This is a genomic window from Paraburkholderia sp. BR14312 (assembly GCF_040948675.1).
Lineage (GTDB): Bacteria > Pseudomonadota > Gammaproteobacteria > Burkholderiales > Burkholderiaceae > Paraburkholderia > Paraburkholderia nodosa_A.
In genome coordinates this window covers 155,057-181,949 of record NZ_JBFPKI010000003.1, presented here as the reverse complement: position 1 = coordinate 181,949, position 26,893 = coordinate 155,057, and the positions used below count along the sequence as shown (strand labels likewise).

The 26,893-nt window shown below is 66.6% G+C and carries 25 protein-coding genes and 1 tRNA gene; 10 read left to right on the top strand and 16 right to left on the bottom strand.

The features are described from left to right. Position 1 precedes the first annotated feature (1 nt). The gene (locus AB3X98_RS10140) at positions 2 to 778 is read right to left on the bottom strand and encodes an ABC transporter substrate-binding protein (protein WP_368606932.1); all 777 of its coding nucleotides are present in this window, start codon (positions 776 to 778) and stop codon (positions 2 to 4) included. 435 nt (positions 779 to 1,213) lie between these two features. Here AB3X98_RS10140 and AB3X98_RS10135 point away from each other — a divergent pair, with 435 nt between their 5' ends. After that, a complete protein-coding gene (locus tag AB3X98_RS10135; protein ID WP_368606922.1) occupies positions 1,214 to 1,912 on the top strand; it encodes a pirin family protein in 699 nt (232 codons plus the stop codon). A 119-nt stretch (positions 1,913 to 2,031) separates the two neighbouring features. Here AB3X98_RS10135 and AB3X98_RS10130 read toward each other — a convergent pair whose 3' ends face one another. Next, positions 2,032 to 2,601, bottom strand: a complete 570-nt coding sequence (locus AB3X98_RS10130) for a Spy/CpxP family protein refolding chaperone (RefSeq protein ID WP_368606921.1) — start codon at positions 2,599 to 2,601, stop codon at positions 2,032 to 2,034. Between the two features lie 234 nt (positions 2,602 to 2,835). Here AB3X98_RS10130 and AB3X98_RS10125 point away from each other — a divergent pair, with 234 nt between their 5' ends. Both AB3X98_RS10125 and AB3X98_RS10120 read left to right on the top strand, forming a co-directional pair. After that, a complete protein-coding gene (locus AB3X98_RS10125; RefSeq protein WP_028207713.1) occupies positions 2,836 to 3,567 on the top strand; it encodes a response regulator in 732 nt (243 codons plus the stop codon). Further along, the gene (locus AB3X98_RS10120; protein WP_342947894.1) at positions 3,551 to 4,867 is read left to right on the top strand and encodes an ATP-binding protein; all 1,317 of its coding nucleotides are present in this window, start codon (positions 3,551 to 3,553) and stop codon (positions 4,865 to 4,867) included. The genes AB3X98_RS10125 and AB3X98_RS10120 overlap by 17 nt, the downstream gene beginning before the upstream one ends. 122 nt (positions 4,868 to 4,989) lie before the next feature. Here AB3X98_RS10120 and AB3X98_RS10115 read toward each other — a convergent pair whose 3' ends face one another. Together AB3X98_RS10115 and AB3X98_RS10110 are read right to left on the bottom strand one after the other, a co-directional pair. Beyond that, positions 4,990 to 5,256, bottom strand: coding sequence for a hypothetical protein (locus tag AB3X98_RS10115; RefSeq protein WP_368606920.1), 267 nt, complete (start codon positions 5,254 to 5,256; stop codon positions 4,990 to 4,992). Between the two features lie 176 nt (positions 5,257 to 5,432). Further along, positions 5,433 to 7,112, bottom strand: coding sequence for a diguanylate cyclase (locus tag AB3X98_RS10110; protein WP_069265401.1), 1,680 nt, complete (start codon positions 7,110 to 7,112; stop codon positions 5,433 to 5,435). 764 nt (positions 7,113 to 7,876) lie between these two features. Between AB3X98_RS10110 and AB3X98_RS10105 the strand changes: the two genes are divergently transcribed. Next, positions 7,877 to 9,640: an ABC transporter permease gene (locus AB3X98_RS10105; protein ID WP_368610239.1), complete on the top strand. Its 1,764-nt coding sequence runs from the start codon at positions 7,877 to 7,879 to the stop codon at positions 9,638 to 9,640. Between the two features lie 40 nt (positions 9,641 to 9,680). Next, the gene (locus tag AB3X98_RS10100) at positions 9,681 to 11,030 is read left to right on the top strand and encodes an AAA-associated domain-containing protein (RefSeq protein ID WP_069265506.1); all 1,350 of its coding nucleotides are present in this window, start codon (positions 9,681 to 9,683) and stop codon (positions 11,028 to 11,030) included. 82 nt (positions 11,031 to 11,112) lie between these two features. On the opposite strand, the gene AB3X98_RS10095 is transcribed toward AB3X98_RS10100, so the two are convergent. The 3 genes from AB3X98_RS10095 to AB3X98_RS10085 all read right to left on the bottom strand — a co-directional run bounded on the left by AB3X98_RS10095 (position 11,113) and on the right by AB3X98_RS10085 (position 13,611). Further along, positions 11,113 to 11,607, bottom strand: coding sequence for a hypothetical protein (locus AB3X98_RS10095; protein ID WP_368606593.1), 495 nt, complete (start codon positions 11,605 to 11,607; stop codon positions 11,113 to 11,115). A 68-nt stretch (positions 11,608 to 11,675) separates the two neighbouring features. Continuing rightward, positions 11,676 to 12,188: a hypothetical protein gene (locus tag AB3X98_RS10090; RefSeq protein WP_069265398.1), complete on the bottom strand. Its 513-nt coding sequence runs from the start codon at positions 12,186 to 12,188 to the stop codon at positions 11,676 to 11,678. 340 nt (positions 12,189 to 12,528) lie between these two features. Continuing rightward, positions 12,529 to 13,611 carry a sigma-54-dependent Fis family transcriptional regulator gene (locus tag AB3X98_RS10085; RefSeq protein WP_069265397.1) on the bottom strand — a complete coding sequence of 361 codons (1,083 nt, stop codon included), beginning with the start codon at positions 13,609 to 13,611 and terminating at the stop codon, positions 12,529 to 12,531. Positions 13,612 to 14,000: 389 nt separating this feature from the next. Between AB3X98_RS10085 and AB3X98_RS10080 the strand changes: the two genes are divergently transcribed. The 4 genes from AB3X98_RS10080 (at position 14,001) to otsA (ending at position 18,405) form a co-directional block, all read left to right on the top strand. Next, positions 14,001 to 14,318: a hypothetical protein gene (locus AB3X98_RS10080; protein ID WP_368606590.1), complete on the top strand. Its 318-nt coding sequence runs from the start codon at positions 14,001 to 14,003 to the stop codon at positions 14,316 to 14,318. A 309-nt stretch (positions 14,319 to 14,627) separates the two neighbouring features. Next, entirely contained in the window at positions 14,628 to 16,013 is a 1,386-nt protein-coding gene (locus AB3X98_RS10075; protein WP_069265395.1) for a sigma-54 dependent transcriptional regulator, read from the top strand. Between the two features lie 476 nt (positions 16,014 to 16,489). After that, positions 16,490 to 16,711, top strand: coding sequence for a hypothetical protein (locus tag AB3X98_RS10070; protein ID WP_069265394.1), 222 nt, complete (start codon positions 16,490 to 16,492; stop codon positions 16,709 to 16,711). A gap of 221 nt (positions 16,712 to 16,932) precedes the next feature. Continuing rightward, the gene (otsA, locus tag AB3X98_RS10065) at positions 16,933 to 18,405 is read left to right on the top strand and encodes an alpha,alpha-trehalose-phosphate synthase (UDP-forming) (RefSeq protein ID WP_083245302.1); all 1,473 of its coding nucleotides are present in this window, start codon (positions 16,933 to 16,935) and stop codon (positions 18,403 to 18,405) included. Between the two features lie 170 nt (positions 18,406 to 18,575). Here otsA and AB3X98_RS10060 read toward each other — a convergent pair whose 3' ends face one another. From AB3X98_RS10060 to AB3X98_RS10020, 9 genes are all read right to left on the bottom strand, one after another. Next, a complete protein-coding gene (locus tag AB3X98_RS10060) occupies positions 18,576 to 19,166 on the bottom strand; it encodes a hypothetical protein (RefSeq protein ID WP_069265393.1) in 591 nt (196 codons plus the stop codon). A gap of 110 nt (positions 19,167 to 19,276) precedes the next feature. After that, complete coding sequence (locus AB3X98_RS10055; RefSeq protein ID WP_368606589.1) at positions 19,277 to 20,683, bottom strand: MFS transporter; 1,407 nt, start codon at positions 20,681 to 20,683, stop codon at positions 19,277 to 19,279. Positions 20,684 to 20,754: 71 nt separating this feature from the next. Further along, positions 20,755 to 21,258, bottom strand: coding sequence for a YbhB/YbcL family Raf kinase inhibitor-like protein (locus AB3X98_RS10050; protein WP_133181928.1), 504 nt, complete (start codon positions 21,256 to 21,258; stop codon positions 20,755 to 20,757). 186 nt (positions 21,259 to 21,444) lie between these two features. Beyond that, on the bottom strand, positions 21,445 to 21,894 hold the full coding sequence (locus AB3X98_RS10045; protein WP_368606588.1) for a very short patch repair endonuclease: 450 nt from the start codon (positions 21,892 to 21,894) through the stop codon (positions 21,445 to 21,447). Positions 21,895 to 21,934: 40 nt separating this feature from the next. Next, positions 21,935 to 23,263: a DNA (cytosine-5-)-methyltransferase gene (gene dcm, locus AB3X98_RS10040; protein WP_368606587.1), complete on the bottom strand. Its 1,329-nt coding sequence runs from the start codon at positions 23,261 to 23,263 to the stop codon at positions 21,935 to 21,937. A 138-nt stretch (positions 23,264 to 23,401) separates the two neighbouring features. After that, positions 23,402 to 23,701 carry a hypothetical protein gene (locus AB3X98_RS10035; protein ID WP_342947902.1) on the bottom strand — a complete coding sequence of 100 codons (300 nt, stop codon included), beginning with the start codon at positions 23,699 to 23,701 and terminating at the stop codon, positions 23,402 to 23,404. A gap of 82 nt (positions 23,702 to 23,783) precedes the next feature. Further along, complete coding sequence (locus tag AB3X98_RS10030) at positions 23,784 to 24,056, bottom strand: hypothetical protein (RefSeq protein WP_069265389.1); 273 nt, start codon at positions 24,054 to 24,056, stop codon at positions 23,784 to 23,786. Positions 24,057 to 24,172: 116 nt separating this feature from the next. Next, positions 24,173 to 24,247, bottom strand: a tRNA-Arg gene (locus AB3X98_RS10025). A gap of 184 nt (positions 24,248 to 24,431) precedes the next feature. Continuing rightward, the gene (locus AB3X98_RS10020; protein ID WP_368606586.1) at positions 24,432 to 24,656 is read right to left on the bottom strand and encodes a rubredoxin; all 225 of its coding nucleotides are present in this window, start codon (positions 24,654 to 24,656) and stop codon (positions 24,432 to 24,434) included. A gap of 204 nt (positions 24,657 to 24,860) precedes the next feature. Between AB3X98_RS10020 and AB3X98_RS10015 the strand changes: the two genes are divergently transcribed. Continuing rightward, positions 24,861 to 26,789, top strand: a complete 1,929-nt coding sequence (locus tag AB3X98_RS10015) for an ATP-binding cassette domain-containing protein (RefSeq protein ID WP_368606585.1) — start codon at positions 24,861 to 24,863, stop codon at positions 26,787 to 26,789. The last annotated feature ends 104 nt before the right edge of the window (positions 26,790 to 26,893 follow it).

Below are 26,893 nucleotides of genomic sequence, written 5' to 3'. Positions count from 1 at the left end.
TTCACTTGCCTTTGTAGATATCGAAGTCGAAGTACTGCTTCGCGATCTTGTCGAACGTGCCGTCGGCGTGAATCGCGGCCAGCGCCGTGTTGAACTTCGCCTTCAGGTCGGCGTCGTCCTTGCGCAGGCCGATCGCGGTGCCGTCACCGATCGTCGCCGGGTCTTCCACTTCCGGGCCCGCCCACGCGAAGCCTTTGCCGCGCGGCGTCTTCAGGAAGCCGAAATCCGCCTGAACCTCGTCTTGCAGCGTGGCGTCGAGGCGCCCGGCGATCAGATCCTGGTAGACCTGATCCTGATTCTGGTACGAGATCACGTTCACGCCCTGCGGCGCCCAGTGCGCCTTTGCGTACGCTTCCTGGGTCGAGCCCTGCTCGACGCCCACGTTCTTGCCCTTGAGCGAAGCCGGCGTGGGCAGAAGCGGCGAGCCCGTGCGCGCGAGCATGCGTGCGGGCGCATCGAACATCTTCGCGGAGTAGTCGATCTGCTGGGCGCGCTGCGGCGTGATGGTCAGCGACGACACGATCGCATCGAACTTGCGGGCCTTGAGCGCCGGGATGATGCCGTCGAGGTCGTTCTCTACCCAGACGCACTTCACGTTCATGCGCGCGCACAGGGCTTTCGTGAGGTCGACATCGAAGCCGACGATCTGTCCGTTCGGCGCTTTGGATTCGAACGGCGCATAGCTGGCGTCCACGCCGATGCGCACGGTTTTCCACTCTTTGGCGGCGGCGCTGCCTGCGATCAGGGCGAGCGCCACGCACACTGCAAACTTCTTCATCATTCTCCTGTCGAGCCGGAGCGAGTGCTTTTTTTAGCACTGACTCCGTCCCATGCACGACTGATACGGGCGGCGCGGCGCGGTAGGGGCGCGCGGCCGACGCAAGGCGGACCGGCTCGTGGCCGTTGGCCGCCATTCTAGGTGATCAAAAATGCGGGTCGGAAAGCGCGACGCACTCCGGCCCCTGCGGCAGCGCGCGCTGGCGGGGCGGACAATCGCCACGGGGTGTCCACCCCGGGGCCATCAGGGCTCACGCCGGCCGAAAAGCGCGGTATTTTACCCGAAGCCGGGGGGCGTGCGGGTCTGACGCAGGGCGACGTCGGCAGCGCAGCGCATTGATGTTGCTGGTGAAACGATGCGGTGCGCCGCTGCGGATTGTGCAAGTGGGCCGCCGCCCTTACCTTCGGACATCGACATGATTGACCGGAGATTGCCATGCTGACTATCCGACGCGCCGACGAACGCGGCCATGCCAACCACGGCTGGCTCGACTCGTACCACAGCTTTTCGTTTGCCGACTATTTCGACGAAGCGCACATGCACTACGGTGCGCTGCGGGTGCTCAACGACGACCGCATCGCGGGCGGCCAGGGCTTCGGCGCGCACGGCCACCGCGACATGAAGATCGTGACCTATGTGCTTTCCGGCGCGCTCGCCCACCGCGACAGCATGGGCAACGGCTCGACCATCCGCCCCGGCGACGTGCAGCGCATGAGCGCCGGCACCGGCGTGATGCACAGCGAGTTCAACGGCTCGAAGGAAGAGGAGGCGCACCTGCTGCAGATCTGGCTGCTGCCGCGTGAGCGGGGCGGGGCGCCCGGCTACGAGGAGAAGCGCTTCGACGACGCCGACAAGCGCGGGCGGCTGCGCCTCGTCGCCTCGCCCGACGGGCGCGACGGCTCGGTGACCGTGCAGTCGGATGCCGCGATCTACGCGGCTCTGGTCGACGGCGACGAGCGCGTCGAGTATTCGGTGCCTGCCGGGCGGCGCGTCTATCTGCATGTGGCGCGCGGTGCGCTCGACGTGAATGGCCAACGCCTCGAAGCCGGTGATGCCGCGATGATCGAGACCGAGGCGGCCGTCGCGCTTGCAAACGGTGCCGCGGCCGAAGTGCTGCTGTTCGATCTCGCCTGAGCCGTTGACTGGCAGCGGCAAGCGGCCGCCCGCGCCATGAAAAAAAGCGCCGCGGGGTGCGAATCCCGCGGCGCTTTGTCGCGCCGCTTTGTCGCGCAATGCGCGCGCGTGTGTGCCGATTACTGCTGGGCGGCCGGTGCCGAAGCGCCGCCCTTGTGGTGCTGCTCCCAGCGCTCGCGCATCTGCTCGTGGCGCTGCTCCATCTTCGCGAAGCGTTCCTTGATCGCCGTGCTCACGGTCGTCTTCTGCTGGTCGTTCAGGCCGTTGTAGAAGGCGAGCCACGCTTGCGTGGTTTGCTCGCGCAACTGCTGGTTCTGCTGCTCGACCTGCTCGTGCGCCGTGTGCATGGCGTTCAGGTCGAGGATCGGCTGGTTCTTCATCGAATCGAACTGCTGCTTCATCTGCTCATGATTCTTGCGCATGGCTTGACCGTTCTGCTTCATCGTGTCGAGCGCGGCCTGCCATTGCTTTTCCTGCGCGGCGTTCAGATTCAGCTTGTCGTGCAGCTTCTTGAAGCCGAGCATGAAATCGCCGTGCATGCCGGGGCCGTCATGCATGCCCGGAGCGCCGTGCATCATGCCGGAACCGCCCGGGGGCGGCGGGGTCTGGGCGTTGGCGGCGGTGGCGCCCAGGGTGAGCGCGAGCGAGGCAGCGGCGATGGCGAGAAGGCGCGAAGTCGTCTTGTACATGGTGATGCTCCTGACAAATCCATGAGGGTTTTATCCGGTCTGGCGCGGCGCTTTCGGAAAGTGGTGGCGCTCGCAACCGGTGTCCCTAGCGTATCGACCGGGCAGCCAGCGCGTGTTACGCGGGGGGGCGCCGAGATTACGCGACATTACACGCGCCTTTCGCGGTAACACCTCGTAACCCAGCTGGAAGAGCTGTAAGCAAACGGCCCGTGCGCGCGCGTTACACTTCATCCCATGGCTACTCAAATCCTTGTCGTCGACGACGACCTCGAACTACGCGACCTCCTGCGCGACTATCTCGCGCGCCAGGGCATGGAAGTCTCGGTGCTGCACGACGCCGGCTCGCTGGAGCGGCGGCTCGAGCGCGAGCGCCCGGACCTGATCGTGCTCGACCTGATGATGCCGGGCGTGGACGGCCTGACCGCACTGCGCAAGCTGCGCGCAGCCGGCGACGACATCCCCGTGATCATGCTGACGGCGCGCGCGGACGACGTGGACCGCATCGTCGGCCTCGAACTGGGCGCGGACGACTACCTCGGCAAGCCGTTCAACCCGCGCGAACTGCTCGCGCGCGTGCAGGCGGTGCTGCGCCGGCGCCGCACGGTGCCTTCGGCCGCGGCGCCCGAGCAGCGCGAGCCGTACGCGTTCGGCCGCTTCACGCTCGACTTCCAGTCGCGCACGCTGCAACAGGAGGGCAAGCCCATCATGCTGTCGGGCAGCGAGTTCGCGCTCCTGAAGATTTTCGTGAATCACCCCATGCGTACGCTCACGCGCGAGCGTCTGCTGGAATTGCTGCACGGTCCCGAGTACGACGGCACCGACCGCGGCATCGACGTGCAGGTATGGCGTCTGCGACGCATTCTCGAAAGCGACCCGTCCACGCCGCGCTTCATTCAGACCGTCCGCGGGCGCGGCTACGTGTTCGTTCCCGACGGAGAGCAGGGCAACCATGCGCCAGCCGGTTGATTCGCTGTTCGGGCGCCTCGCGGTCATCTTCATCGGCGTTCTACTGGTGTCGCATGTCGCGTGGTTCACGCTCATGCGCGTCGAACACAATCAGATGCAAACGCGCTACGCCGTCGAGGAAGCGACCTTCCTCGTCGACGCGGTGCGCCAGCACGTCGAGCGCGAGCCCGACCAGCCGCTGCCTTCGCGCGTGCAACTCGTCGATCCGGCGAGTCCCGCCGTGCCGCCGGTCACCGACCGCATGCCCGAGCCGCTGCGCCGTTTCATCGACGACGTGCGCGAACGCATGCCGCCTGGCACCGACGTGCGCGTCGGGCCGCCCGGCGGGCCGCCCACGCTCTGGGTGCGCGGGCCGCAGGACGCCCGCTGGATCGTGCTGCCGGGCCAGCCGCTGCGGATCATGCGGCCGCTCGACAAGTTTCTGCCTTGGGTCATCACCATTTTCGCCACCGCTGTGGTCGCCGCGCTCGTGGCCGCGTGGATGCTGCAACAGCCGCTGAGCGCGCTCGCGCAGGCCGTGGGGCGCTTTGGCCGCGGCGAGCCCGTGCCGCCCGTGCCCGAACGCGGGCCGCGCGAGCTGCGTCAGCTCACGCTGGGCTTTAACCAGATGGTCAAGGAAGTCGAGCGTACGGAGAAAGACCGCGCCGTCATGCTGGCGGGCGTGGCGCACGATCTCAAGACGCCGCTTGCCCGGCTGCGCCTGCGCGCCGAAATGATGGACGAGCAAAAGGTGCGCGACGGCGTGGTGCGCGATGTCGAGTCGATGGCGCATATCGTCGACCAGTTCCTCGTGTTCGCGCACGACGGCGCCGATCGCAGCGAGCCCGTCGAGGTCGACGACCAGTGCGAGCGTATCGCGCGCAACCACCGCACGGCGAGCGGCGAGACGATTGCGATCGAAACGCGTCTGCGTGCGGGTCCGGAGTTTCGCCTGCCTGCGGCCACGCTCGAACGCGTGGTATCGAACCTGCTCGACAACGCGCATGCGTACGGCGCACCGCCTGTCGTGATCGAGAGCGAGCGCGGCGCGACGGGTTTTTCGCTCACCGTGCGCGACCACGGCAAGGGCATCCCCGACCAGGAGCTGACGCAGGCGAGCCGGCCGTTCGTGCGCCTCGACCCGGCGCGCGGCGGCAACGGCCACAGCGGCCTCGGCCTCGCGATCGTCGAGCGGCTCGTGCGCCGCGCGGGCGGCGAGCTTTCGATCGGCAACGGCGAGAGCGGCGGGCTCGCGGTGCGCATGACGTTTGCGTTCGACGTGGTGGAGCGCACCGTCACCGAGGCGGCGCAGATCTGGTAAATCGCGCTGGAATGGTTTGGCGCAGGCCCTCAGCGAACGGGCGGGGCATTGCCGGATGGGCTCGCCCGAAGGCGCCGCCACAGCGACGCCAGATTCAGCGAGGTCAGGTTTGGCGCAGCCGCTCAGGCCGTAAAGAGCGTGTCGAGCGCGGCGGCGGCCTCGTTGTCCACCGTGTTGTAGGTCACGGTGTCGGCCTCGAAGATGTAGTGCGTGGTGTACTTGCCGAGGCGGGCAAGAATCTCTTTCTGAATCAGCTCGGGCGTGGCGTCGAGTTTCAGGTACCACGCGGTCGATGACAGGCGCGTCTGGAACGCGCCGTACTCGACCATCAACTGGTCGAACGCGAGCGCATCCTGATCGCGGCAGACAATGACCAGATTTCCCTTCATGCATGCCTCCAGATTTGTGCGGAACACCGAAGTGACGCGGTTTGACTCATGCGCACCGTATGGACTGGCGCGCACCGTTCATCCCATGATACCGCGCCTCGCCGGTTGAGCCGGGCGAGCCCCGCAGCCTGGTACGGGCATCCCTCGTGTGATGGGTTGGCAAGCTCGTTGCGCACTCACCAGGTCGGCGCCGCGGCGCGCGGCGGCACGACGCCCTCGGCCGTCATGGCCTCGCAACGGTCGCGCCCGGCCGCCTTCGCCATATAGAGCGCGAGGTCGGCGCGGCTCATCAGACGCTCGGGCTGATCCTGCGCGGCTGCAAGTTCGGTCACGCCGATGCTCACGCTCACGCTCGCTTCCTCGGGCAATTCCACGCAAATGCGTTTGCTCACCTGCTCGCGCAGGCGATCGAGCACCATGAGCCCCGTGGCAAGCGAGGTCGCGGGCAGCAGGATGCCGAACTCCTCGCCGCCCAGGCGTCCGACGGCGTCGTCGGCGCGCAGTTCGGCGCGGCAGGTCTCCACGAAATGCTGGAGCGCGCGGTCGCCCGCCGGGTGGCCGAAGCGGTCGTTGATCTGCTTGAAGTAGTCGAGGTCGGCAATCGCCATGCACAGCGGTTCGCCTGCCTCGTAGGCCGTGTCGATCTCGCGGCGCAGCAGGTCGAGGAAGTAGCGCCGCGAGAGCGCGCCGGTCAGGGCGTCGTGGCGCGCCTCGGCGGCGAGCAGGGCGTTCGCGGCCTGCAACTGCCCGGCGAGATCGCGGCTCGCGTGGTGCAGACGCCGCTCGCGCACCCACGACACCGAGATCACCGCAGCGAGCGCCGCGGTGCCCGCGAGCGTGAGGAAAATGAGGAGCCGGTCGCGCCGATGGTTCGCGATCAGCTCGGACCACGCATTGACCGGATCGACGAGGTGCGCCGAGAGCCCGGAGTTCAAGCCGCCGCGCTGCTCGTAGAGGGCAGGCGTGCGCTGGCCCGGCAAGGCGACCATTTGCGCGGCGTCGGCGCGCGGGATCCACGGCGCTTCGCTCAACACGGGTTTCGATGCCGAGCGCAGCTCGAGCGGCGCGAAGTGCTCGCGCAGATAGGTGTTCACGCGGTCCAGCGCATTCATTTCGGCGACGTGTGAGCCCGGCAGTGCGCGTCCTTCGAGCGCGCTGTCATGGGCCATGATGATGACGCCATTGTTGTCCGCGACGAAGGTGCCGGGGCGGGTGACCCAGTGGCGCAGCCGCGCGATGCTGACCTTCGCGACTACGGCGCCGACCAGCAGGCCGTCGTCATAGGCGGGCGCGGCGACGAAAATGCCTGGCTCGCCGCTTGCCGTGCCCACGCCGTAGGCTTCGGAAAACGCCCCGAGCAGCGTGTCGTTCAGATACGCGCGCGGACGCATGTCCACGCCGACGTAGGAGATTTTTTCGAGCGCATTGCTCGACGCGATGCAGATGCCGTTCGCGTTGACGAGCCAGATTGCATCGAGCCCGGAGAAGCCCTGGGCGTCGTGGAGGAAGCGGTCGACCCCGGCGAGCGCCGGCACGCCCTGCAGCTCCTTGCGCCGCGCCAGTTCCGTCGAATCGCTCGACGCGGCATAATGCGCGGCCCCAGTGAGCGCCTGCTGGACGACGCGGGTTTCGGCCATCGTCGCCGGAATGGCGCGCGACATGGCGAGGTCGCTGGCGATCACTTCAGCCATGTTGTCCACGACCGAGCGCATCATCTGGCGCTGTGCGGCGAGCGCGGCCTCGAACTCCTGGCGGACCATGCGGTCCGCGAGCCAGCCGGCCGCCGCCCAGCAGACGAGCGCGACCACCACGACCCCGAGGGGTCCGGCTGCCTGACGCAAGAGTCTCCTGTTCATCGGCCTTCTGGTTCGTGAGTGGTATTGAGGCGTGGGTGTCGGCGCCCGGGGCGTAGGAGCGCTACTGACGGAGCGTGTCGATTTTACCCCTCGAAACGGGGCTGGCGAGCCCGCTATCTAAGCGTCAGTGCGGCGTTGCGAGGCGGCGCGAGCGGGCGGCGGCGAGAGCGTGGACCGCCAACATGCAAGGCGCATGCCGTCAGCACGGCGACACGCGGCGATGAGCGGGGTCGACGGAGCGTTAAACGCGGTCGGCGCGGCTTCGCGTGAACGGTTCACGCGCGTGCCAGCGTGTGGCGCGCAAGCGACGCCCACTGGCGTTGGCGGCGCGAATGAGGCAAGCGCGGAGGCGGCCCCGGCGTCGTTGTGTCATCAAGGCGTCATCGATGCGTCATCACGATGACGTGCACAACCCGCGCGGCGCCTTCTGGAAGCTCTCCAGAAGGCCGGCGAAAGCGCCGCGAAAGCCCGTGTGGTCTGGCTTTCGAGGCGTACCGGGCGCGGTTGTGAGTGTCATCAAGGTTGTAGTAGTGTCGTGCCGTTTCAGTCGAGGCAAGCCCCCCCGCCAGTTGCCAGCCGCAACTGCGGCGCGGGCGGTGCGTACCACCGCGGCATCGTCGCCGTGTCATCAACGCCAACGAAATTCTGAGTCCATGCGCCTTGCCTTTGTCGATCCGCCATCCCCGCAGCTCGTGCAGTGCCTTTCCGGCGGCACGGACGCCAAGTCGTCCGCCTTTCTGAAACCCGGCGCGGAGGGCGTCTGAATGGAGTTCAGCTTCAACCTGAACCGCACGGCCAACGCCTCGGCGTGGCGCGTGCTGCCGAACCGCTGGGACTTCGTGGCGTTCCCGCTGATGATCGGCCTGATCGCAATGGCGGCCGTGGGCTTTCACGAAACGATGGCGCCCATTGCCACGTTGAAGGCGCAGCCCATCTCGCTCGATCCCGCGAACCTGCCCGAGTACGCCATGCGCACCACGCTGCGCATGCTCGCGGCGATGGTGGCCTCGTTGATCTTCACGCTCGTCTACGGCACGCTCGCGGCGAAGAGCCGCCGCGCGGGCCAGGTGCTCGTGCCGATTCTCGACATCCTGCAGTCGGTGCCGGTGCTCGGCTACATCTCGTTTACGGTCACGTTCTTTCTCGCGCTCTTTCCCTCGCGCGTGCTGGGGGCCGAGCTCGCGGCAATCTTCGCGATCTTCACGAGCCAGGCCTGGAACATGACCTTCAGCTTCTACCAGTCGCTGCGCACGGTGCCGCGCGATCTGGATGAAGTCTCGCGCGGGTTTCATCTGACCGCATGGCAGCGCTTCTGGAAGCTCGAAGTGCCGTTCTCGATGCCGGGCCTCATCTGGAACATGATGATGTCGATGTCGGGCGGCTGGTTCTTCGTGGTGGCCTCCGAAGCGATCACGGTGGGCAACAACACGATCACGCTGCCGGGTGTCGGCGCGTATCTGGCCCAGGCGATCGCGGAAAAGAACCTGCACGCCGTGGGCTGGGTGATCCTCGCGATGGTCGTGGTGATTCTCGCGTACGACCAGTTCCTGTTCCGCCCGCTCGTCGCGTGGGCCGACAAGTTCCGCATGGAGAACACGAGCTCGGGCGACGCGCCCGAATCGTGGCTGCTCGACCTGATTCGGCGCACCCATCTCATTCATCAACTGCTCGTGCCGCTCGGCTGGCTCTTCGCCAAGGCTGCGCGCATGCCGATCAAGCTGCCGTCGTTTCCGAACGTGACGTTCGCGGCGCCCGTCGCGCGCGGCCGCCCCGGCTTGCGCGCACGCATTGGCGACGCCGTGTGGGCCGTGCTCGTGATCGCATTGACCGTGTTCGTCGTATGGCGCGTGGTGACCTTCGTACGCACGGGTGTGACGCTCGACGAAGTGTGGCACGTGCTCGGCCTCGGCTTCATCACGCTCTTTCGCGTGATCTTGCTGATCGCCATCGCTTCGGTGATCTGGGTGCCGCTCGGCGTGCTGATCGGTCTGCGCCCGGCGCTCGCCGAGAAGGTGCAGCCGCTCGCGCAGTTCCTCGCGGCGTTCCCGGCGAACCTGCTGTTCCCGGTGTTCGTGATCGTGATCGTGCGCTTTCACCTGAACCCGGACATCTGGCTGTCGCCGCTGATCGTCCTCGGCACCCAGTGGTATATCCTGTTCAACGTGATCGCGGGGGCCAGCGCCTATCCGAACGACTACAAGGAAGCCGCGAAGAACTTCCGCATTCGTGGCTGGCAGTGGTGGCGTCAGGCCATGCTGCCGGGCATTTTCCCGTACTACGTGACGGGCGCCATCACGGCTTCGGGCGGCGCGTGGAACGCGAGTATCGTCGCGGAGTTCGTGCAGTGGGGCGACACGAAGGTCGTCGCGCACGGCCTCGGCGCCTACATCGCGCAGATGACGGCGGCCGGCGATTACCCGAAGATCATCCTCGGCATTGCCGTGATGTCGCTCTTCGTCACGCTGTTCAACCGCCTCTTGTGGCGCCCGCTGTACACGTACGCCGAGTCCCGTCTGCGGCTCGACTGATCGACGACTGATCGAACAACGAATGATCGAAGGTAACGCGATGCAAAACCCCAAGACGCTGAGCGCCGCGCACGGCGATGTGCAGACGGCCCCGAACCCGCCGCGCCTCGGCGAAGAAATTCTGAACGTGAAGGACGTGTGCCGGGGCTTCAAAAAGAACCAGGGCGAGCTGCTCGTGCTCGACGACGCCAACCTCCAGCTGCGCGAGGGCGAGATCGTCGGGCTGCTGGGCCGCTCGGGCTCGGGCAAGTCCACGCTGCTGCGCATCATCGCAGGCCTGATCTCGCCGACCTCCGGCGACGTCACCTGGCGCGGCAAGCCGCTCGAAGGGCCGGCCGAAGGCGTGGCGATGGTGTTCCAGACCTTCGCGCTGTTCCCGTGGCTCACGGTGCTGCAGAACGTGGAAGCGGGCCTCGAAGCGCAGGGCGTAGGCGCAGGCGAGCGCCGCGAACGGGCGCTGGCGGCCATCGACCTGATCGGTCTGGACGGCTTCGAAAACGCGTATCCGCGCGAGCTTTCGGGCGGCATGCGCCAGCGCGTGGGTTTCGCGCGCGCGCTCGTGGTCGACCCGATGCTCATGCTCATGGACGAGCCGTTCTCCGCGCTCGACGTGCTGACCGCCGAAACGCTGCGTACCGACCTGCTCGACCTGTGGACGCAAGGCCGCTTGCCGATCAAGTCGGTGCTGATCGTCACGCACAACATCGAAGAAGCGGTGTTCATGTGCGACCGCATCCTGGTGTTGTCGTCGAATCCGGGCCGCGTGGTGGCCGAGATCAAGGTACCGTTCAAGCATCCGCGCAACCGTCTCGACCCGGCGTTCCGCAAGCTCGTGGACGACATCTACGCGAAGATGACCGCGCGTCAGACCGACGAGACGACCAGGAAGGGCCTCGAACTCGGCAGCTGGCTGCCGCGCGTGTCGACCAACCTGATGGCCGGTCTGATCGAAACGCTCGCGATGGCGCCGTATCACGGCCGCGCCGACATGCCGGAAATTGCGCGCTCGCTGCATCTCGAAGTGGACGACCTGTTCCCGATCGCGGAAGTGCTGCAGAACCTCGGTTTCGCCGACGTGCGCGAAGGCGACGTGCTGCTCACGCCGCCCGCGCGCGTGTTCGCGGAGTTCGGCACGCAGGAGCGCAAGATGATGTTCGCCGAACATTTGCTGCGCCACGTGCCGCTCGCGGCGCGCATCAAGAAAGTGCTCAACGAGCGCCCGGGCCATCGCGCGCCGCGCGTGCGTTTCGAGCAGGAGCTGGAGGACTTTCTCTCCGATGGCGCGGCGGAAGAAACGCTCGACACCGTGATCGACTGGGGGCGTTATGGCGAGATCTTCTCGTATAACGACCAGTCGGAAATCTTCAGCCTCGAAGACGTGGAGTCCTGAGCGACGCGCTTTTCGCCAGGCATTAAGAGCGGTCGCGGGGTGCGTTCACCCGGCGACCGTTTTCGTTTGCGGATGAGGCAGGCTATTGCAGCGTGCCCCAGCGCTCCACCGCGGGCTCGGCCGTGGCCCACTTCCAGCCCGACTGGTCCTGACAGGCGCTCGCGGTGAACCACTGCTCGGGCGCGTCGGCTTTCTCGCCGTCCTGCACCGAGAATACGAAGTCCTTGCACAGCGTGAGGGCGTTGGCGAACGCGCGCGTCACGCGCACCTGGCCGTGGCCGTTCTCCACGGGCAAATCGTGCTTGATGCGCCAGAGGTCCATGCCGCCCACGGGCAGGCGGCCGGCTGTTTCGGCGATCAGTGCCTGCTGGTCCGCGTGCATGCTTTTCATGAAGCGGCCGACGGCTTCGTCGGTGGCCGCCTGCACGGCAATGCCTACGCCGATGCCCACGGCAGGATTCGCCGTGACGATGCCCGTTGCCGCCGCAGCCGCAGCGCCGCTTGCCGCGCCGATCGACGAGCAGCCGCTCGCCGCGAGCGCGATGCCCGCGCAGAGCGCGGCCAGCGCGATGAGCATCACGGGGCGAGCCGTCGACGACTCCGTTGCAACGTGCCGTACGCGCTTCGCGCGCGCGTTCATGCCGTTCATTGCAGCGCACCCCACCGGGCGGTAGCGGGTTCGGCCGAGGCCCACTTCCAGTTGTCGCCGTCGCGGCACACCGATGCGACGAAGAACGCGCTCGAGGCGGGTTTGTCCTTCGTGGCCTCGTGGTCGACGGAGAACACGATCTCCTTGCAGTCGAGCGCACCGCTGCTGATCGTGCGGCTCACCGTGACGCGGCCGTGTTCGTCGTCCTCGATCGGGAACGAGTGCGTGATTGACCATGGCGCGACCGCGCCGACTGCGAGCGGGCCCGCCGCGTGGGCGATGCTGTTCTGGGTGTTGGTGTGGACGACGCGCTCGGAGTACTGCACGCCGGCCTTCGCCGCGGCCACGGCGCCAAGGCCGATGCCGGTCGCCACGGCGGCGTTGCTCGTCACTTTCGAGGCAACCGCTGCGCCGGCGATACCGGCGCCCGTTTGCGCGCCTTCGGAGTAGAGCGAACTGCACGCCGAGCACGCGAGGCTCGCCACCGTGGCGAGCAGCGTGAGCGACATGACGCGTCGCCGGGGAGGATGCGCGGAAGGGCGCGGGCTGCCGCCGGCAATCGTTTCCATGACCGCCGCTGACACCGATGGCGCAACGCGCGCCCGAGCACTTCGTTCTTGCATGATGATTCCCTGCCGCTAGCCGGATAGCGCCGCATTGCGCGGATATCCGGCATGTTTTGCTTACTTGACGTGCTGCGGATTGTGCAGCACGGCATTGCTTACGGGGATAGGTAAAGTGCAAGAAATTGCAAAAGGGCGTGCTCGGCAGACCGACCTTTGATCGGTCTGCCGTACTGCTCCCGCCTCGTCGCGCAACGAGCGTGCCGCGATGGACGGGGGAGGGCAATCAGGCTTCGTCCGCGTCCGGCTCGGTGGGCGCTTCGCTTTCGCCATCGTCGGCGCCGTAGCTGCCGAGCCGGTTGTAGAGCGTCTTGAGGCTCACGCCGAGCGTGCGCGCCGCGAGACGCTTGTCGCCGCCGCAGTATTTGAGCGTGCCGAGAATGATCTGCTTCTGCGCATCGGCGAGCGGCGTGCCGATCCAGACGCTCATGGCGTCGCCCTGGGTGACGGGCTTCTTCACGCGCGGCACCAACTGCGGATGTGCGATCTCCACGACCTTTTCCGCGAGGATGTACGCGCGGTACACGGCGTTTTTCAGTTCGCGCACGTTGCCGGGCCACGACCAGTTGCGCACGGTTTCGAGCGCGCGCTTGCTGAACGCCTTTTGCGTGCCTTCCTGGTCGTTCAGTTCGGTGAGGAAATGCTGCGCGAGCAGTTCGCGGTCGCGCTCACGTTCACGCAGCGGCGGCGCGCGCAGCGGAAACACCGCAAGCCGGTACATCAGGTCCTCGCGCAGGCAGTTTTCCTTCACGGCCGTTACGGGGTCGCGGTTGGTGGCGGCGATGATGCGCACGTCGCCGCGAATCGCTTCGTTGCCGCCCACCGGAAAGTACTCGCCGGTTTCGAGCGCGCGCAGCAGCTTCACCTGATGCAGCAGCGACATCTCGGTGATTTCGTCGAGGAACAGCGTGCCGCCGCGCGCGTGCTCGAAGTGGCCGTCGCGCGCCTGCACGGCGCCCGTGAAGCTGCCTTTTTCGTGACCGAACAACTCGGCCTCGATCAGTTCGTCGGGAATCGCGCCGCAGTTGACCGCGATGAACGGCCCGTCGCGGCGTTCGCTGTGGGCGTGGATGGTCCGGGCGATCAGTTCCTTGCCCGTGCCCGATTCGCCGACGATGAGTGCCGTCGCCTCGGTCACGGCCACGCGGTCGATCTGCGCATAAAGATCCAGCATGACCGCCGACGAGCCGTACAGCAGACCGTACGACTGCAATCCCGCGACGCGCGCCTCGGCGTCCGCTGCGGGATTTGCGTTGTTTTCGCTGTTGCGTTTTGTGGCGGCGGGCGAGCCCGGCTCGATTGACGCCATAGGGATGTTCGTCCTGCAAAGGTAGTGCGGGGCGTTTGCTTCTGCGCGCATCGGCATGCTTCTGCGCGTATCGGCGAACAGGCCCTGCGATCCGGGGCTGGCCGTCCAGGACAGGTGCGGAACTTGCCGCTCCGACGGCCGCGAGGTTTGCGTCTTCGAGCCTGGTATCTCGCTTTCGCGTAAACATTTAACCACTGCCGCGCCTGACAGGGCAATGGACCTGTCCAGGCACAGCGCGAGGGAGTGTGGCACGCATCCTGCTGCGGAACTCGAGAAGCCCGGCGCCGTCTGCATGGATAGGGGCAGCGGATCGGCCACGCCCCGGGCGATGTCATTCGAGTCAACTCGCGTCTTCCGTCTTTGACGAGGCGTATCTGGGAGAAAGCGATATGTCGAAGAACCGCAGCGGTTTGGTAGGAACCCTCGTAACCGTCGGTGCGCTTGGCGCCATGGCTGGCATGCTGGCCTGGCGTTTCTCGCAGCGTCATCGCATGCAACGGCAAACCTTTTATCGCGATCTGAGCCGCTGGGAAGGCGAAGGCGGCTCACTTGCCGATACCACGGGCAACAACGGGCTGGGCCCGGAAGTGGCCATGGCCGGGGGCGCTTCGGACTTGCCTGCACACGGCGCGAAGGGCCGGATGCCGAATGGCGTGAACGGCGCGAATGGCTCGGCTGGCATGCCGTGGCCGTTTCCGCACAGCTAGAAGGCAGGCGTGGCATGGCCACGCGAGAGCCGTGCCCGCTTGTCTCGAATAAGTCTATAATAGTGATATCAACAACAATCGAGGTTCGGGCGGCCCGCGGCTGACGGTATTGTTGCTCCGATGTAGCAAAACCGCGCATATTCAGGCTTTTGTCGTCTTGGGTTTGCGTCCGACCGTTTCGTACTCCACTGCAGCGCAAACACGTGCGTCGCGACTTCCGCGGTGCCGGGCAACGTTGTCCGGCACGCCTGCGAAGGGCGCGGCGCGCGCGCTTTGGAGCCATTCACCTATCAAGGCTGACGAGACGCGATGCCACATGTATTGATTGTCGATGACGATGCGCAAACCCGCGAGGCGCTGGCGGCCGTGGTGAGCGACGACGGGCTCACCACTGCCCAGGCAGGCGACCTGCGCGAGGCGCGCATCCAGCTCGTGCGGCAGACGCCGGACGTGGTCTTCACCGACCTGAAGCTGCCCGACGGCAGTGGCACCGACCTTTTCGAGGATCTCGACCCGCGCTCGGGCGTGGAACTCGTGGTCATCACGGGGCATGCGACGGTCGAGACGGCAGTCGATGCGCTCAAATCCGGCGCGATCGATTACCTGGTCAAGCCGATCAACCTCCAGCGCGTGAAGGCGATCCTGAACCGCCTGCCGCGCGCGGGCGACCTCAAGGCCGAAATCGGCACGCTGCGCGGCGAGTTGCGCCGCATGGGCCGCTTCGGCCTGATGCTCGGCAATTCGCCGACCATGCAGGAGGTCTACGACCAGATCAGCCGCGTTGCGCCTACGCCCGCCTCGGTCATGCTGGTGGGCGAATCGGGCACGGGCAAGGAAGTGGCCGCACAGACCATCCATCAGTTGAGCCTGCGCCGCAAGCACGAATTCCTCGCGGTGAACTGCGGCGCGATCTCGCCGAACCTGATCGAGTCCGAGATGTTCGGCCACGAGCGCGGCTCGTTCACGGGCGCCGACCGGCAGCACAAGGGCTATTTCGAGCGCGCGAACGGCGGCACGCTGTTCCTCGACGAAATCACCGAAATGCCGATCGAGCTGCAGGTGAAGCTGCTGCGCGTGCTCGAGACCGGCATGTTCATGCGCGTGGGCACGACCAAGGAAATCGAGACCGACGTGCGTCTGATCGCGGCGACCAACCGCGACCCGGAGCAGGCCGTCGCCGAGGGCAAGCTGCGTCTGGACCTTTATCACCGCCTGAACGTGTTTCCGATCAGCCTGCCGCCGCTGCGCGAGCGCGGCAAGGACGTCGAGCTGCTCGCCCAGGCGTTCCTCGACGAGCTGAACGAGCGTCACGGCACGAAGAAGCAGTTTCCCGCGGCGGTGCGCGACATGCTGGCCGCCTACCCGTGGCCCGGCAACGTGCGCGAGCTGAAGAACTACGTGCAGCGCGCGCACATCATGTCGGGCAACGACGGCGATTTCACGGCGACGGTGCCGCTGCAGATCTCGCTCTCGAAGCCGATTGCGGGCACGGCGGTGACGATCCCGTTCGGCACCTCGCTTGCCGATGCGGATCGCCAGCTCATCCTCGCGACGCTCGAGCAGTGCGGCGGCGTGAAGACGCGCGCGGCGGAAATCCTCGGCATCAGCCTGAAGACGCTCTATAACCGTCTTGTGGAGTACGGCAACGAAAGCGCCGGCAAGGGCGATGCGCCTGCGCGCGTAGCCGGCGCCTGAGCAGCATGTGCGAGCGCGTCCGCCTGGGCGCGCTCGCACGGGCGGTACGACGCTTGCAGTGTGAGTTTCGCGTCCATGATGAGGAGCGAAAAATGCCGAGCTGCAAATCCAGTGATGCCCTCCGCGTGAAGCCCTGGCTCGCGCATACCCCGCAGCCCGACGAACCGCCGCCGGACCAGCCCGGTGAGCCCGACGTGCCTCCTATTGGCGATCCGCCAGAGCCGCCGGGCGAAGTGCCGCACGCGCGGCCCCGATTCGACCCTTCGGTCTCCTCTCGATTTCATCGTTCGTCTGGCGCATTGCCCGCCACGTGAGCATCTGCTCGCGCGGCCTTAGAAGTCATCAGCAGATCCTGATGGTTTTTATGTACTAGTTACAAAGGCCCCACCATTTTTACCGGCGGATTCACGCGGCGAACCCTGGACTATAAAAAAGCGCCACGGCCGCGTGGCCGCCTTCCCGCTGGAGGCATCGACATGAGACATCCTGCCTTGCGCCGCTCCGCACGTTACACGGGCAAGCGTGGCCCGCGCGATTCGCAAGAGAAAAGCAGTCCGCAGCAGTCGAACGCGCCGGACCCCGCGGGCCAGAATCGCGCAGCGCCTGGCGTGCCGCCCGACGGCGAGCACAACCAAGGCGGGGCGCGGGCTGAGGGCATCGAGTACCAGCGCGATCTCGGCTCGGAACAGGACGCCTGATCCGCTTCGAACCGCAGTTCGCCGCGCACTGTTTGCAAGCCGGTTTCCTGGTCTGGCAAATCACCGGGTATTCCGGACTTGCGCGATTGCCGCGCGGAATTTGCTCGCGCCGTCACTTGCGAGGAAAGATTTTTGCTCCGACCCTGTCTAACCGGCACGCGTCTTGCGTGCGTACCTGAAGCATTGTCTTCGGACCCAACGAAACAGGAGGTAGAGCCGCAATGGGCAGACTGATCGTGGTATCGAATCGCGTTGCGCCGACCCAGGAGGGCCGTCCCGCAGCGGGCGGGCTCGCAGTCGGCGTATTGGACGCGCTCAAGGAAACCGGCGGTGTGTGGTTCGGGTGGAGCGGCGAGACCGTCGCGGAACCGTCCGCACCGGTCATCGAGCAGCAGGGCAGCGTCACCTACGCGACGGTGGGTCTCACCCGGCGTGACTATGACCAGTACTACAAGGGCTTCTCGAATACGACGCTCTGGCCGACGTTCCACTACCGCAACGACCTCGCGCGCTATGAGCGCCAGGAGTACGGCGGCTACCTGCGCGTGAACGTGTCGCTCGCGCGCCAGTTGCAGCCGCTCATCGAGCCCGACGACATCATCTGGGTGCACGACTATCACCTGATTCCGTTCGCGCGCTGCCTGCGCGATCTCGGGGTGAAGAACCCGATCGGCTTCTTCCTGCACATTCCGCTGCCGGTGCCCGAAGTCATGCGCTCGGTGCCGCCGCACGAAGAACTCATGAAGTTCATGTGCCACTACGACGTGGTCGGTTTCCAGACCGACGCGGACCGTCAGGCCTTTCTCGACTACATCGAGCGCGGCGGTCATGGCACCGCAAGCGACGACGGCATGGTCCACGCGTGGGACCGCTTCCTCAAGGTCGGGGCGTACCCGATCGGCATCTATCCGGACGCCATTGCCAAAGCCTCGTCGCAGTTCGCCGACCGCAAGGCCGTGCGCAGCCTGCGCGAAGCCATGCGCGGACGCAAGCTGATCATGAGCGTGGACCGGCTCGATTATTCGAAGGGGCTCGCCGAGCGCTTCCAGGCGTTCGAGCGCCTGCTGCAGAACGGGCCGGGCTGGCATGGCCGCGTCTCGCTCCTGCAGATCGCGCCGCCGACGCGCTCCGACGTGCAGACCTACCAGACGATTCGCCGCAATCTCGAAGGCGAGGCGGGCCGGATCAACGGCCGTTTCGCGCAGCTCGACTGGACGCCGATCCAGTACCTGAACCGCAAGTACGAGCGCAACCTGCTGATGGCGCTGTTCCGCGAGGCCCAGGTGGGCTACGTCGCGCCGCTGCGCGACGGCATGAATCTCGTGGCGAAGGAATACGTGGCGTCGCAGAATCCCGACGATCCCGGCGTGCTGGTGCTTTCGCAGTTCGCGGGCGCGGCCGAACAACTGCCCGGCGCGCTGGTCGTGAATCCGTACGACCTGAACCAGACAGCCGAGGCGCTCGAGCGCGCGCTCTCGATGCCGCACGCCGAGCGCGTCTCGCGATACAACGACATGATGGCGTCGCTGCGCGAGAACAATCTTTCGGTGTGGCGCGATACGTTCCTTGCCGATCTGCGCAGCGTGGCGACGGCCGCTTCGGTCACGGCCAGGGCGCGCAACGCCGCACCGGCGGGGAAAGCTCCCGTGCAAACGAGCGCGCCCGAACAGCCGCATCGCGCAGCGCGCGCGTAGCGACGGGGCGGTGAGCGGCGAGGCGGCGTGACGCCTTTAGCCCTCTAACGTTTTTCTCGACGCAATTGCATCCGCGCGGCGGCCTTCGGGCCGCCGCGTTTTTTTACGTCCGCGAGATCGATACCCGGCGATACCCGGCGATACCCGTCGATCCGCGGCGCAGCGTGCGCTCAGACCCGCTGGCCGCTCGGTGCGGCGAACGGCATTGGCGCGCGGGTCGGATCGAAATCGGCCCAGTGTCCGTCGTGCCATTGGCCCGAAGCGCACTCGATATCGGCGGCGCCGCTGTCGCGCAGCAACTGCGCAGCGAGATCCTGGTTCTCGTAGCAGACGTGCACCGAGAGCAGCACGCCGTCGCTGCGCGTTTCGCGATGCACCCGCTCGTGGTGCGCCGAGATTTGCTGCGCAGCGGCTTTTGCCCCGACGCTCGCGCCGATGCGCGCGCCGATCCAGGCGCCTACGCCGGCCGCGATCACGACCGAAGGCAGCGCAGCCGAGAACGCGCTGAAAATCACCACGCCCACTACGGCGCCCGCCACGGCGCCTGCGGTGATATTGCGGGTGTGATGCGGGTGCCCTGCGGCGAGCGTAGGCGGCGCGCCCATCGCCGTCCCCTGGACGCTGTGGTGCGCATGCTGGCCGCGCGGATTGACGAAGAACAGGTTGACGTCTTCTTCGAGGAAGCCGCCCGCGTACAGCTTTTCGGCGGCGGCTTCGGCGGCGGGAAAGGTCGTGAACCGACCAGCGACGATCAGTGACATGGGAAGCCCCCTTTGCCGGACTCGGCAGGTTGACTCGCCGGGCGCAGCCGCGAATGCGGCTCGCCCTGAATCCATGTTAGTGCCTGCGCGCGCGCAGGGTTAGGCCGCGCTTAGCGCGGCGTGCGCGCCGCGGTGCCCGGCATGAGGCGCAGCAGGCTCACCACTGCCGCGACCGCGGCAAAGGCCGTCGCCACGTAGAGCGCCATGGTCGGCCCGTGTTGCGGTGCCACGCCGAAGATGAGCGCGACGAGCGCCGCGCCGAGCGTTTGCCCGGTGAGGCGCGCGGTGCCGAGCATGCCGCTCGCGCCGCCGCTGCGCTCGCGCGGTGCAGAGGAAAGAATTTGCCGGTTGTTGGGCGACTGGAACACGCCGAAGCCCGCGCCGCACAACGCCATGCGCCAGCAGATATCGAACACCGTGGGATGCGTGCCGAGTGTCGCGAGCGAGAGCAGGCCGAGCGCGAAGAGCGCGAGTCCGATGCCGCCTAGCATGCCCGCCGGATAGCGGTCGGAGAGCGCGCCCGAGAGCGGCGCTGCGCCGACGATGACGAGCGGCCAGGGCGTCATGAGGAGGCCCGTGTCGACCTGCGAGAAACCGAAGGTCTCCTGCAGCATGAAGGGCAGCGCGACGAACGCGAGCATTTGCGCGCAGAACGAGCACACCGAGGTGCCGATCGACAGTGCGAACACGGGGTTGGCAAGCAGATCGACGGGCAGGAGCGGCGCGGCCTGCGTGAGCTGGCGGCGCACGAAGAACCAGCCGACGACGATTGCGAGCACGAATTCGAGCGCGACGAGGCGATTGCTCTCGCCGTGGCCGAGGCCGTCGACGGCAAAGATCAGGAGGCCGAATACGATGGCGTTGAGCACGGCGCTCAAATAGTCGTAAGGCGCGGGGTGCCGCTCGTTCACGGGCAGTGCGCGCAGGCCCAGCATGAGCGCGGCGATGCCGATCGGCACGTTGATCGCAAAGAGCCAGGGCCACGTCGCGATGGCCAGCACGCCCGAGGCGAGCGTCGGCCCGACCGCCGAGGCGATCGCGACGACCATCGCGTTGATGGCCACGCCCCGGCCGAGCTGCGCGCGCGGATAGATCATGCGCACGAGCGCGGTGTTCACGCTCATGATCCCCGCGCCGCCGAAGCCCTGCACCATGCGTGCGAGGGCGAGTTCGGGCAGCGTGGTCGCCAGCGCGCAGCCGAGCGACGCGACGGTGAACAGCACCATGCCGGCCAGATACACGCGCTTGTAACCGATGCGGTCGCCGAGCGAGGCGAGTGGCAGGAGCGCGATGGTCACCGAGAGCTGATACGCGTTGACGATCCAGATCGAACTTGCCGCGCTCGCGTGAAGATGGCGTGCGATGGTCGGCAACGCGACGTTGGCGATCGCGCCGTCGAGCACGGCGAGCGTGATGCCGAGCGCGACCACGAGGATCGCGTAGTAACGTTGCGGGAAGGGCAGGCCGTTTTCGATGTCGGCGGTGGAATGGGCGGAGCGTTCGGAAAGCGTGGGCATCGACGGGAGAGGCGGCGCGCGATGGACGTGCGCCGCCGGCTGGATGTTGTTTTCTGGTGTTCCGTGGCGGCTTATTTCAGTTCATAGAGCCCGACGTAGGTGGTCGAATCCACCTCGTTCAGATGCGTCATGAAACGCGCTACCGCGTTCGTCGTTTCCGGCGTGACGGGCAGTTGCGCTGCCTTGAGCGCATGCACGCGGAAGATGTAGCGATGGGGTTTGTCGCCGCGCGGGGGCGCCGCGCCGCCGAAGCCGACCGTGCCGTAGTCGTTGTGCACCTGCACTGCGCCCTGCGGGAGCAGGCTGCCGTCGGCCTTGCCGGCGTTGCGGGCGAGCGAGCGCACGTCGGGCGGAATGTTCACCACGACCCAGTGCCAGAAACCGCTGCCCGTGGGCGCGTCCGGATCGTAGACGGTGAGCGCGAAGCTTTGCGTGTCGGCGGGCGGCTCGTCCCACTGCAGCGCGGGCGAGACGTTGTCGCCGTCGACACCGAAGGCCCGGTCGTCGAACTCCTGCGCCTTCGGCATGAAACCGTTGCTGGGAAAGTCATCGGACCAAAGTCGGAAATCAGCCATCGGGTGTCTCCTTCGCTTGGGGTCGTGGGACGGTTGCGCCAGCACGTGTGACGCGTGCAGGTGGGCGCGCAGCCGGTCGATCGAGTTTATCACCGCGGGCCCTACAGGCAGGGCCAGCTTCGCAGCGCGAGATGCGCAGCGCATCGGCTTGCGGTCACGTTTCGCGTGACATGTCGCGAGGGCGTGTTACGACCGCGCCTCGAACCAGGTCGACGACTCGTCTTCGAGCCATGCGGCCAGCCGCTCGACGACCGCTTGCGGATCGTGCTGCGCGCCACGCAACGCGCATTCCCAGATCACTGCCACGCGCCAGCCCTGGGCTGCGAGCGCGGCGAGCGCCTTGGCGTCGTTCAGTCGGTTGCGCGCGATCTTCTCGCGCCAGAACTCGGGGCGCGTTCGCGGCCACTTGAAGAGCGCGCAGTTGTGGCCGTGCCAGAAGCAGCCGTGCACGAACACCACGGCGCGCCGGCGCGGCAGCACGATGTCGGGCCGGCCCGGCAGCTCGCGCACGTTCAGGCGAAAGCGAAAGCCGCGCCGGTGCAGCAGACTGCGGATCAGCTTTTCGGGCTTCGTGTTGCGTCCGCGTATGCCGGACATCATCCGGCTGCGGGTCGCCGTATCGACGACGTCCACCATCGTCTGTCGCCTCGCTTCGGTTGGCCGTGGCGCGCGCCGGTCAGCGGCCTCCCGCCGTGGCCGTCGCCGAGGCCGCGTTGCGCTTGGCGCGCGTGGTGCGCGCGACGGCGGGAACCGTCGTCGCTTGCGCACGCGGTGCTTCGTGCCGTGCGGCCAGTATCGCGTCGAGATGCGGCATCATCGTGCGCGCGACTTCGCGCATCACCGGCATCACCACGCTGTTGCCGAACTGGCGGTACGCCTGGGTGTCGCTCACTGGAATGCGGAAGGTGTCGGGCAGACCCATCAGCCGCGCGCACTCGCGCGGCGTGAGGCGGCGCGGGCGCAATCCTTCGCCTTGATAGACGAGGATCTCCGAGCCGTCCTTGTGATAGCGCGCAGAAAGCGTGCGCGTGACGCTGTCGGGAAACGCGAGGCCGAAGCCAAAGCCGTTGCCGGCCGCGCGATGCTTCTCGGCGTATTGCTGCAGATAGGCCCAGAGCCCCGGCGTGAGCGTGTACTTCGGCTGCACGCGGCGCGCGCCGTGATCGAAGAAGCGCTCGCCGTCCCACGGCAGCAGCGGCTCGCAGCCGTCGGTGCGGTGCAGGATCGAGGCGAGCCGCGGGCCTTCTTCCGGCAGCGCGAGCGCGTCCCACGAGAACGCCGCCGGCTCGCGAAAGCCGACGATGATGATGCGTTCGCGATGCTGCGGCGTGAAATGGCTTCCGTCGATCACGCGGTAGTGCACGTCGTAGCCGAGTTCGTCGCGCAGCACCTGGAGGATCACGTCGAACGTGCGGCCACGGTCGTGCGAGACGAGGTTCTTCACGTTCTCGAGCAGGAAGGCGGCGGGCCGCTTCTCGGCGATGATGCGCGCGACGTCGAAGAACAGCGTGCCCTGCGTGGTGCAGGCAAAGCCGTGCGGACGGCCAAGCGCGTTCTTCTTGCTCACGCCCGCGATCGAGAACGGCTGGCACGGAAAGCCCGCGAGCAGGACGTCGTGATCGGGCACGTCGGCGGCGTCCACGGCCGTAATGTCGCCGATGAACGGATGGTCTTCGCCGTAGTTTTCCAGATAGGTCTTGCGCGAGAACGGATTCCATTCGCTCGTGAAGACGCACTCGCCGCCGTGGGCCTCGAACCCCTTGCGGATGCCGCCGATGCCGGCGAACAGGTCGATGAAGCGAAAGCGCGCCGCGCCGCCATTGGCGTGAGCGCCGCCTAGCAGCAGTTCGCGCAGTGCGGCTTCGAGCATCGCGGGGCAGGGCGTCTCGCCTTTTTCCCAACGCCGCACGGTCTTCACGTCGCGGCCGACGTGTGTGGCGATCTGCTGTTGCGTGAAACGCTTGCGTGCCTGCTGGAGCAGGTCTCTCGGTTCGGCCGTGAGCACGGAGTCCTCGTTAGGGTATTTTTGCGGACATTATGACCGATGGTCGACCCGCGGCACCAGGAATTCCCGATGTGCGTGCGCGGACGTGCGCCGCGCAGGCGAATGCCTGCACGCGCGAGCGTTGAATACAGCGGGAAGTCAGGAGTGTTGCGGGCCGGCGTTTGCCTGCTTCGCGAGGGCCGCGGAGGCCGAGGCGACGTTTAGCTCGTGCAGGTCGAGGATCAGCAGCAGGCTGTCGATTTCACACAGCTGGCCCTTGTTCACGTGACCGGTGTCGAGCAGGCGGTGCAGGCGCTGGCGCCAGTAGAGCGCGGGGAGAATCGGCCCGCCGAAGTCGCCGGCGAGTGACAGCGGCATCACGCGGCGAATGTGCGCGATATCCTGATCGATGAGGGTCGACATCATATGACCGGCGGGGAGGGGACGCGTGGAGTCCATGAAGGCCTTTACGGCACTATTTTTCCCTACTTTAGGGTTATTTAACTCGGTATTTACCCGTAATTAGCCGGTCAGCTTCCGTTTATTCGGCAGCCGGCGGCGTCGCGCCTTGCACCTGGGCCGCGCTTTCGAAGAAACGCCGCGTCGCTTCGAACGAGTTCAGCATCTGCTCGGGCCAAGGCGTCTGCAGCATGACGGCCTGGTGGTTCTCGAACGCGGCGCCCAGCTGGCGGGCGAGTTCGGGCGAATTGAGGTGGCGCAGCAGCACGCTCACGGCGATGGCGGTGGCCTGGCTGGCTCCGGCCGTCTGCAGTTCGGAAGCGGTGAGGGCGGCGACTTGCTTGTTGATGTCCATGGAAAACCTGCTCGGGAAAGAGGGTGCGCGAGTGCGCGAAAGAGACGGGACGGGAATCTGCGAACCGGTTGCGGATTTCGCGGCCCGGCCTGCGCGGCTCGGGATGGCCCAGCGGCTGGTCCCCCTGGCAGGAATCGAACCTGCATCTAGCGCTTAGGAGGCACTTGTTCTATCCATTGAACTACAGGGAGCGCGAGGTCGAGCATGGCTCCGTTCGATCGCCATGTTTCCCAAGTGACCCGTCATGGCGCGGAGCGGCGCGCGAACCGGTTCGGCCTTGCAGGTCCGAGCGATATCGCGGCGCAGGGCCCAGAGTATAGCAAACGTGTTCGGGCGCGAAAATGACGCCCTTTAGCTGCGTGGGAATCGTCGCAATCAGAACTCGACGACGGCGAATTCCGCCTTGCCCACGTCGCACAGCGGGCAGCGCCAGTCGTCGGGTATCTCCGCAAAGCGCGTGCCGGGGGCGATGCCTTCGTCGGGCAGACCTTCTTCCTCGTTGTAGATCCAGCCGCAGATCAGGCAGACCCAGCTCTTGTACTCGATTACTTCGCTCACAGCGTGTCCTTCTTCTAGTCGATTCGATGCGTGGCCCGTCATGTGGCCCTTTATCTAGAGGCAGGGCGGCGCGGGCGACCCGCGATGTTACCGGAAAACGGTTCGCGTGCCGCTGCGCTAAAGGGAAGCTAGGCGCGGAGGCCCGACCTGCGCGGCCCGACCTGCGCGGCCCGACCTCCGCGGCCCGACCTGCGCGGCCCGGTACAATGCCCCCTTCAGGTCCACCGCACGCATCGCTTTCCATCCATGTCGCTTTACACCATCACAGACGCGCAACTGGCGTTCGGCCACGTCGCGCTGCTCGACCACGCGGACTTTTCGCTCGAAGCCGGCGAGCGCGTCGGGCTGATCGGCCGCAACGGCGCGGGCAAGTCGTCGCTGCTCACGATCGTCGCCGATCTCGCCAGGCCCGACGACGGCCTCGTCACGCGCCAGCAGGCGCTTTCGACCGTCTACGTGCCGCAGGAGCCCGACTTCGACGCCGACGCCACGGTCTTCGACACCGTCGCCTCGGGCCTCGCCGACGTGCGCGCGCTGCTCGACGAATACGACACGGTCGCGCACAAGCTTGCGGACACGCCCGAAGGCGCCGAACACGAGGCACTGCTCGCGCGCATGAACACGCTGCAATCGTCGCTCGATCATGCCGACGCCTGGAGCTGGCGCACGCGCGTTGCCACGACACTCGCGCAGATCGGCCTCGAAGGCGAAGCCCGCGTGGGCGCGCTCTCGGGCGGCATGCAAAAGCGCGTGGCGCTCGCCCGCGCGCTCGTTGTGCAGCCCGATATCCTGCTGCTCGACGAACCGACCAACCACCTCGACTTCGACGGCATCCGCTGGCTCGAGGAACTGCTCGTGGCACAGCGTTCAAGCCTGCTCTTCATCACCCACGACCGCGCGTTTCTCGACCGCGTGGCCACGCGCATCGTCGAACTCGATCGCGGCAAGCTGCTTTCGTATCCGGGCAACTTCTCGCAGTACCAGGAGCGCAAGGCGCAGCAGCTCGAAGTCGAGCGCGTGGAGAACGAGAAGTTCGACAAGCTGCTCGCGCAGGAAGAAGTGTGGATCCGCAAGGGCGTGGAAGCGCGGCGCACGCGCAGCGTGGGACGTATCGCGCGCCTCGTGCAGATGCGCAGCGAGCACGCCGAGCGCCGCAACGTGCAGGGCAACGTGAAGCTCGACGTCGCGCAGGGCGAGAAGTCCGGCAAGATCGTCGCCGAACTCACGGACGTGACCAAGCGCTATGGCGGCCGCACGATCGTCGATAACTTCTCGTCGACGGTCATGCGCGGCGACAAGATCGGCTTCGTCGGTCCGAACGGCGCCGGCAAGACCACGCTGCTGAAGCTGATTCTCGGCGAGTTGAAGCCCGATGAAGGCACTGTGCGCGTAGGCACGAACCTGCAGGTCGCGTACTTCGACCAGATGCGCGCGCAGCTCGACATGGAAAAGAGCCTCGCCGATACAATCAGCCCCGGCAGCGACTGGGTCGAGATCAACGGCGCGAAGAAGCACGTCATGAGCTATCTCGGCGACTTCCTGTTCGCGCCCGAACGTGCGCGCTCGCCCGTGAAGTCGCTTTCGGGCGGCGAGCGTAACCGTCTGCTGCTCGCGCGTTTGTTCGCGCGGCCCGCGAACGTGCTGGTGCTCGACGAACCGACCAACGACCTCGACATCCCGACGCTCGAACTGCTCGAAGAGTTGCTCACCGACTACGACGGTACCGTGCTGCTCGTTTCGCACGATCGCGCGTTCCTCGACAACGTGGTGACTTCGGTGATCGCGTCCGAGGGCGAGGGCAAGTGGCGTGAGTACGTGGGCGGCTTCACCGACTGGCAAACGCAGAGCACGCGTGCGCAGGAGATTGCCGAGGCGCGCGCGCCGAAAGAAGCGGCTGCTGCGGCTGCCGCTCCCAAGGAGAGCGCGGCGGGCCGCAATGCGCAACGTACTGTGAAGCTTTCGTTCAAGGAGCAGCGCGAGCTCGAGGACCTGCCCAAGCGCATCGAGGCGCTGGAGACCGAGCAGAAGACGATCGGCGCGAAGATCGAGGACGGGTCGATCTTTGCGAAGGACGCGGCCGAAGGCACGCGGCTCACCGAGCGCTACGCGGCGATCGACGAGGAATTGCTCGTCGCGCTGGAGCGGTGGGAGGAGCTGGAGAGCAAGCGCAAGTGATGCGAGACAAAGCGGCCTGATGAAGGCCGCTTTTTTTAAGACGGGCGGCCCGTACTCATCTGTTCAGCCAGCCAACCCCCAAGCAAATTGCCGTGCGAGCCCAA

What these genes read in the sequence shown, in the direction of transcription:
- AB3X98_RS10055 (WP_368606589.1), bottom strand. Translation starts at nt 20,683, where the DNA reads ATGCCCACGCTTTCCGAACGCTCCGCCCATTCCACCGCCGACATCGAA.
- AB3X98_RS10035 (WP_342947902.1), bottom strand. Translation starts at nt 23,701, where the DNA reads ATGGACTCCACGCGTCCCCTCCCCGCCGGTCATATGATGTCGACCCTC.
- AB3X98_RS10090 (WP_069265398.1), bottom strand. Translation starts at nt 12,188, where the DNA reads ATGTCGCTCACGCTGCTCGCCACGGTGGCGAGCCTCGCGTGCTCGGCG.
- AB3X98_RS10130 (WP_368606921.1), bottom strand. Translation starts at nt 2,601, where the DNA reads ATGTACAAGACGACTTCGCGCCTTCTCGCCATCGCCGCTGCCTCGCTC.
- AB3X98_RS10125 (WP_028207713.1), top strand. Translation starts at nt 2,836, where the DNA reads ATGGCTACTCAAATCCTTGTCGTCGACGACGACCTCGAACTACGCGAC.
- AB3X98_RS10020 (WP_368606586.1), bottom strand. Translation starts at nt 24,656, where the DNA reads ATGACGGGCCACGCATCGAATCGACTAGAAGAAGGACACGCTGTGAGC.
- AB3X98_RS10050 (WP_133181928.1), bottom strand. Translation starts at nt 21,258, where the DNA reads ATGGCTGATTTCCGACTTTGGTCCGATGACTTTCCCAGCAACGGTTTC.
- AB3X98_RS10080 (WP_368606590.1), top strand. Translation starts at nt 14,001, where the DNA reads ATGTCGAAGAACCGCAGCGGTTTGGTAGGAACCCTCGTAACCGTCGGT.
- AB3X98_RS10120 (WP_342947894.1), top strand. Translation starts at nt 3,551, where the DNA reads ATGCGCCAGCCGGTTGATTCGCTGTTCGGGCGCCTCGCGGTCATCTTC.
- otsA (WP_083245302.1), top strand. Translation starts at nt 16,933, where the DNA reads ATGGGCAGACTGATCGTGGTATCGAATCGCGTTGCGCCGACCCAGGAG.
- AB3X98_RS10140 (WP_368606932.1), bottom strand. Translation starts at nt 778, where the DNA reads ATGAAGAAGTTTGCAGTGTGCGTGGCGCTCGCCCTGATCGCAGGCAGC.
- AB3X98_RS10045 (WP_368606588.1), bottom strand. Translation starts at nt 21,894, where the DNA reads ATGGTGGACGTCGTCGATACGGCGACCCGCAGCCGGATGATGTCCGGC.
- AB3X98_RS10030 (WP_069265389.1), bottom strand. Translation starts at nt 24,056, where the DNA reads ATGGACATCAACAAGCAAGTCGCCGCCCTCACCGCTTCCGAACTGCAG.
- AB3X98_RS10135 (WP_368606922.1), top strand. Translation starts at nt 1,214, where the DNA reads ATGCTGACTATCCGACGCGCCGACGAACGCGGCCATGCCAACCACGGC.
- AB3X98_RS10110 (WP_069265401.1), bottom strand. Translation starts at nt 7,112, where the DNA reads ATGAACAGGAGACTCTTGCGTCAGGCAGCCGGACCCCTCGGGGTCGTG.
- AB3X98_RS10070 (WP_069265394.1), top strand. Translation starts at nt 16,490, where the DNA reads ATGAGACATCCTGCCTTGCGCCGCTCCGCACGTTACACGGGCAAGCGT.
- AB3X98_RS10115 (WP_368606920.1), bottom strand. Translation starts at nt 5,256, where the DNA reads ATGAAGGGAAATCTGGTCATTGTCTGCCGCGATCAGGATGCGCTCGCG.
- AB3X98_RS10015 (WP_368606585.1), top strand. Translation starts at nt 24,861, where the DNA reads ATGTCGCTTTACACCATCACAGACGCGCAACTGGCGTTCGGCCACGTC.
- AB3X98_RS10085 (WP_069265397.1), bottom strand. Translation starts at nt 13,611, where the DNA reads ATGGCGTCAATCGAGCCGGGCTCGCCCGCCGCCACAAAACGCAACAGC.
- AB3X98_RS10100 (WP_069265506.1), top strand. Translation starts at nt 9,681, where the DNA reads ATGCAAAACCCCAAGACGCTGAGCGCCGCGCACGGCGATGTGCAGACG.
- AB3X98_RS10075 (WP_069265395.1), top strand. Translation starts at nt 14,628, where the DNA reads ATGCCACATGTATTGATTGTCGATGACGATGCGCAAACCCGCGAGGCG.
- AB3X98_RS10060 (WP_069265393.1), bottom strand. Translation starts at nt 19,166, where the DNA reads ATGTCACTGATCGTCGCTGGTCGGTTCACGACCTTTCCCGCCGCCGAA.
- AB3X98_RS10095 (WP_368606593.1), bottom strand. Translation starts at nt 11,607, where the DNA reads ATGCTCATCGCGCTGGCCGCGCTCTGCGCGGGCATCGCGCTCGCGGCG.
- AB3X98_RS10105 (WP_368610239.1), top strand. Translation starts at nt 7,877, where the DNA reads ATGGAGTTCAGCTTCAACCTGAACCGCACGGCCAACGCCTCGGCGTGG.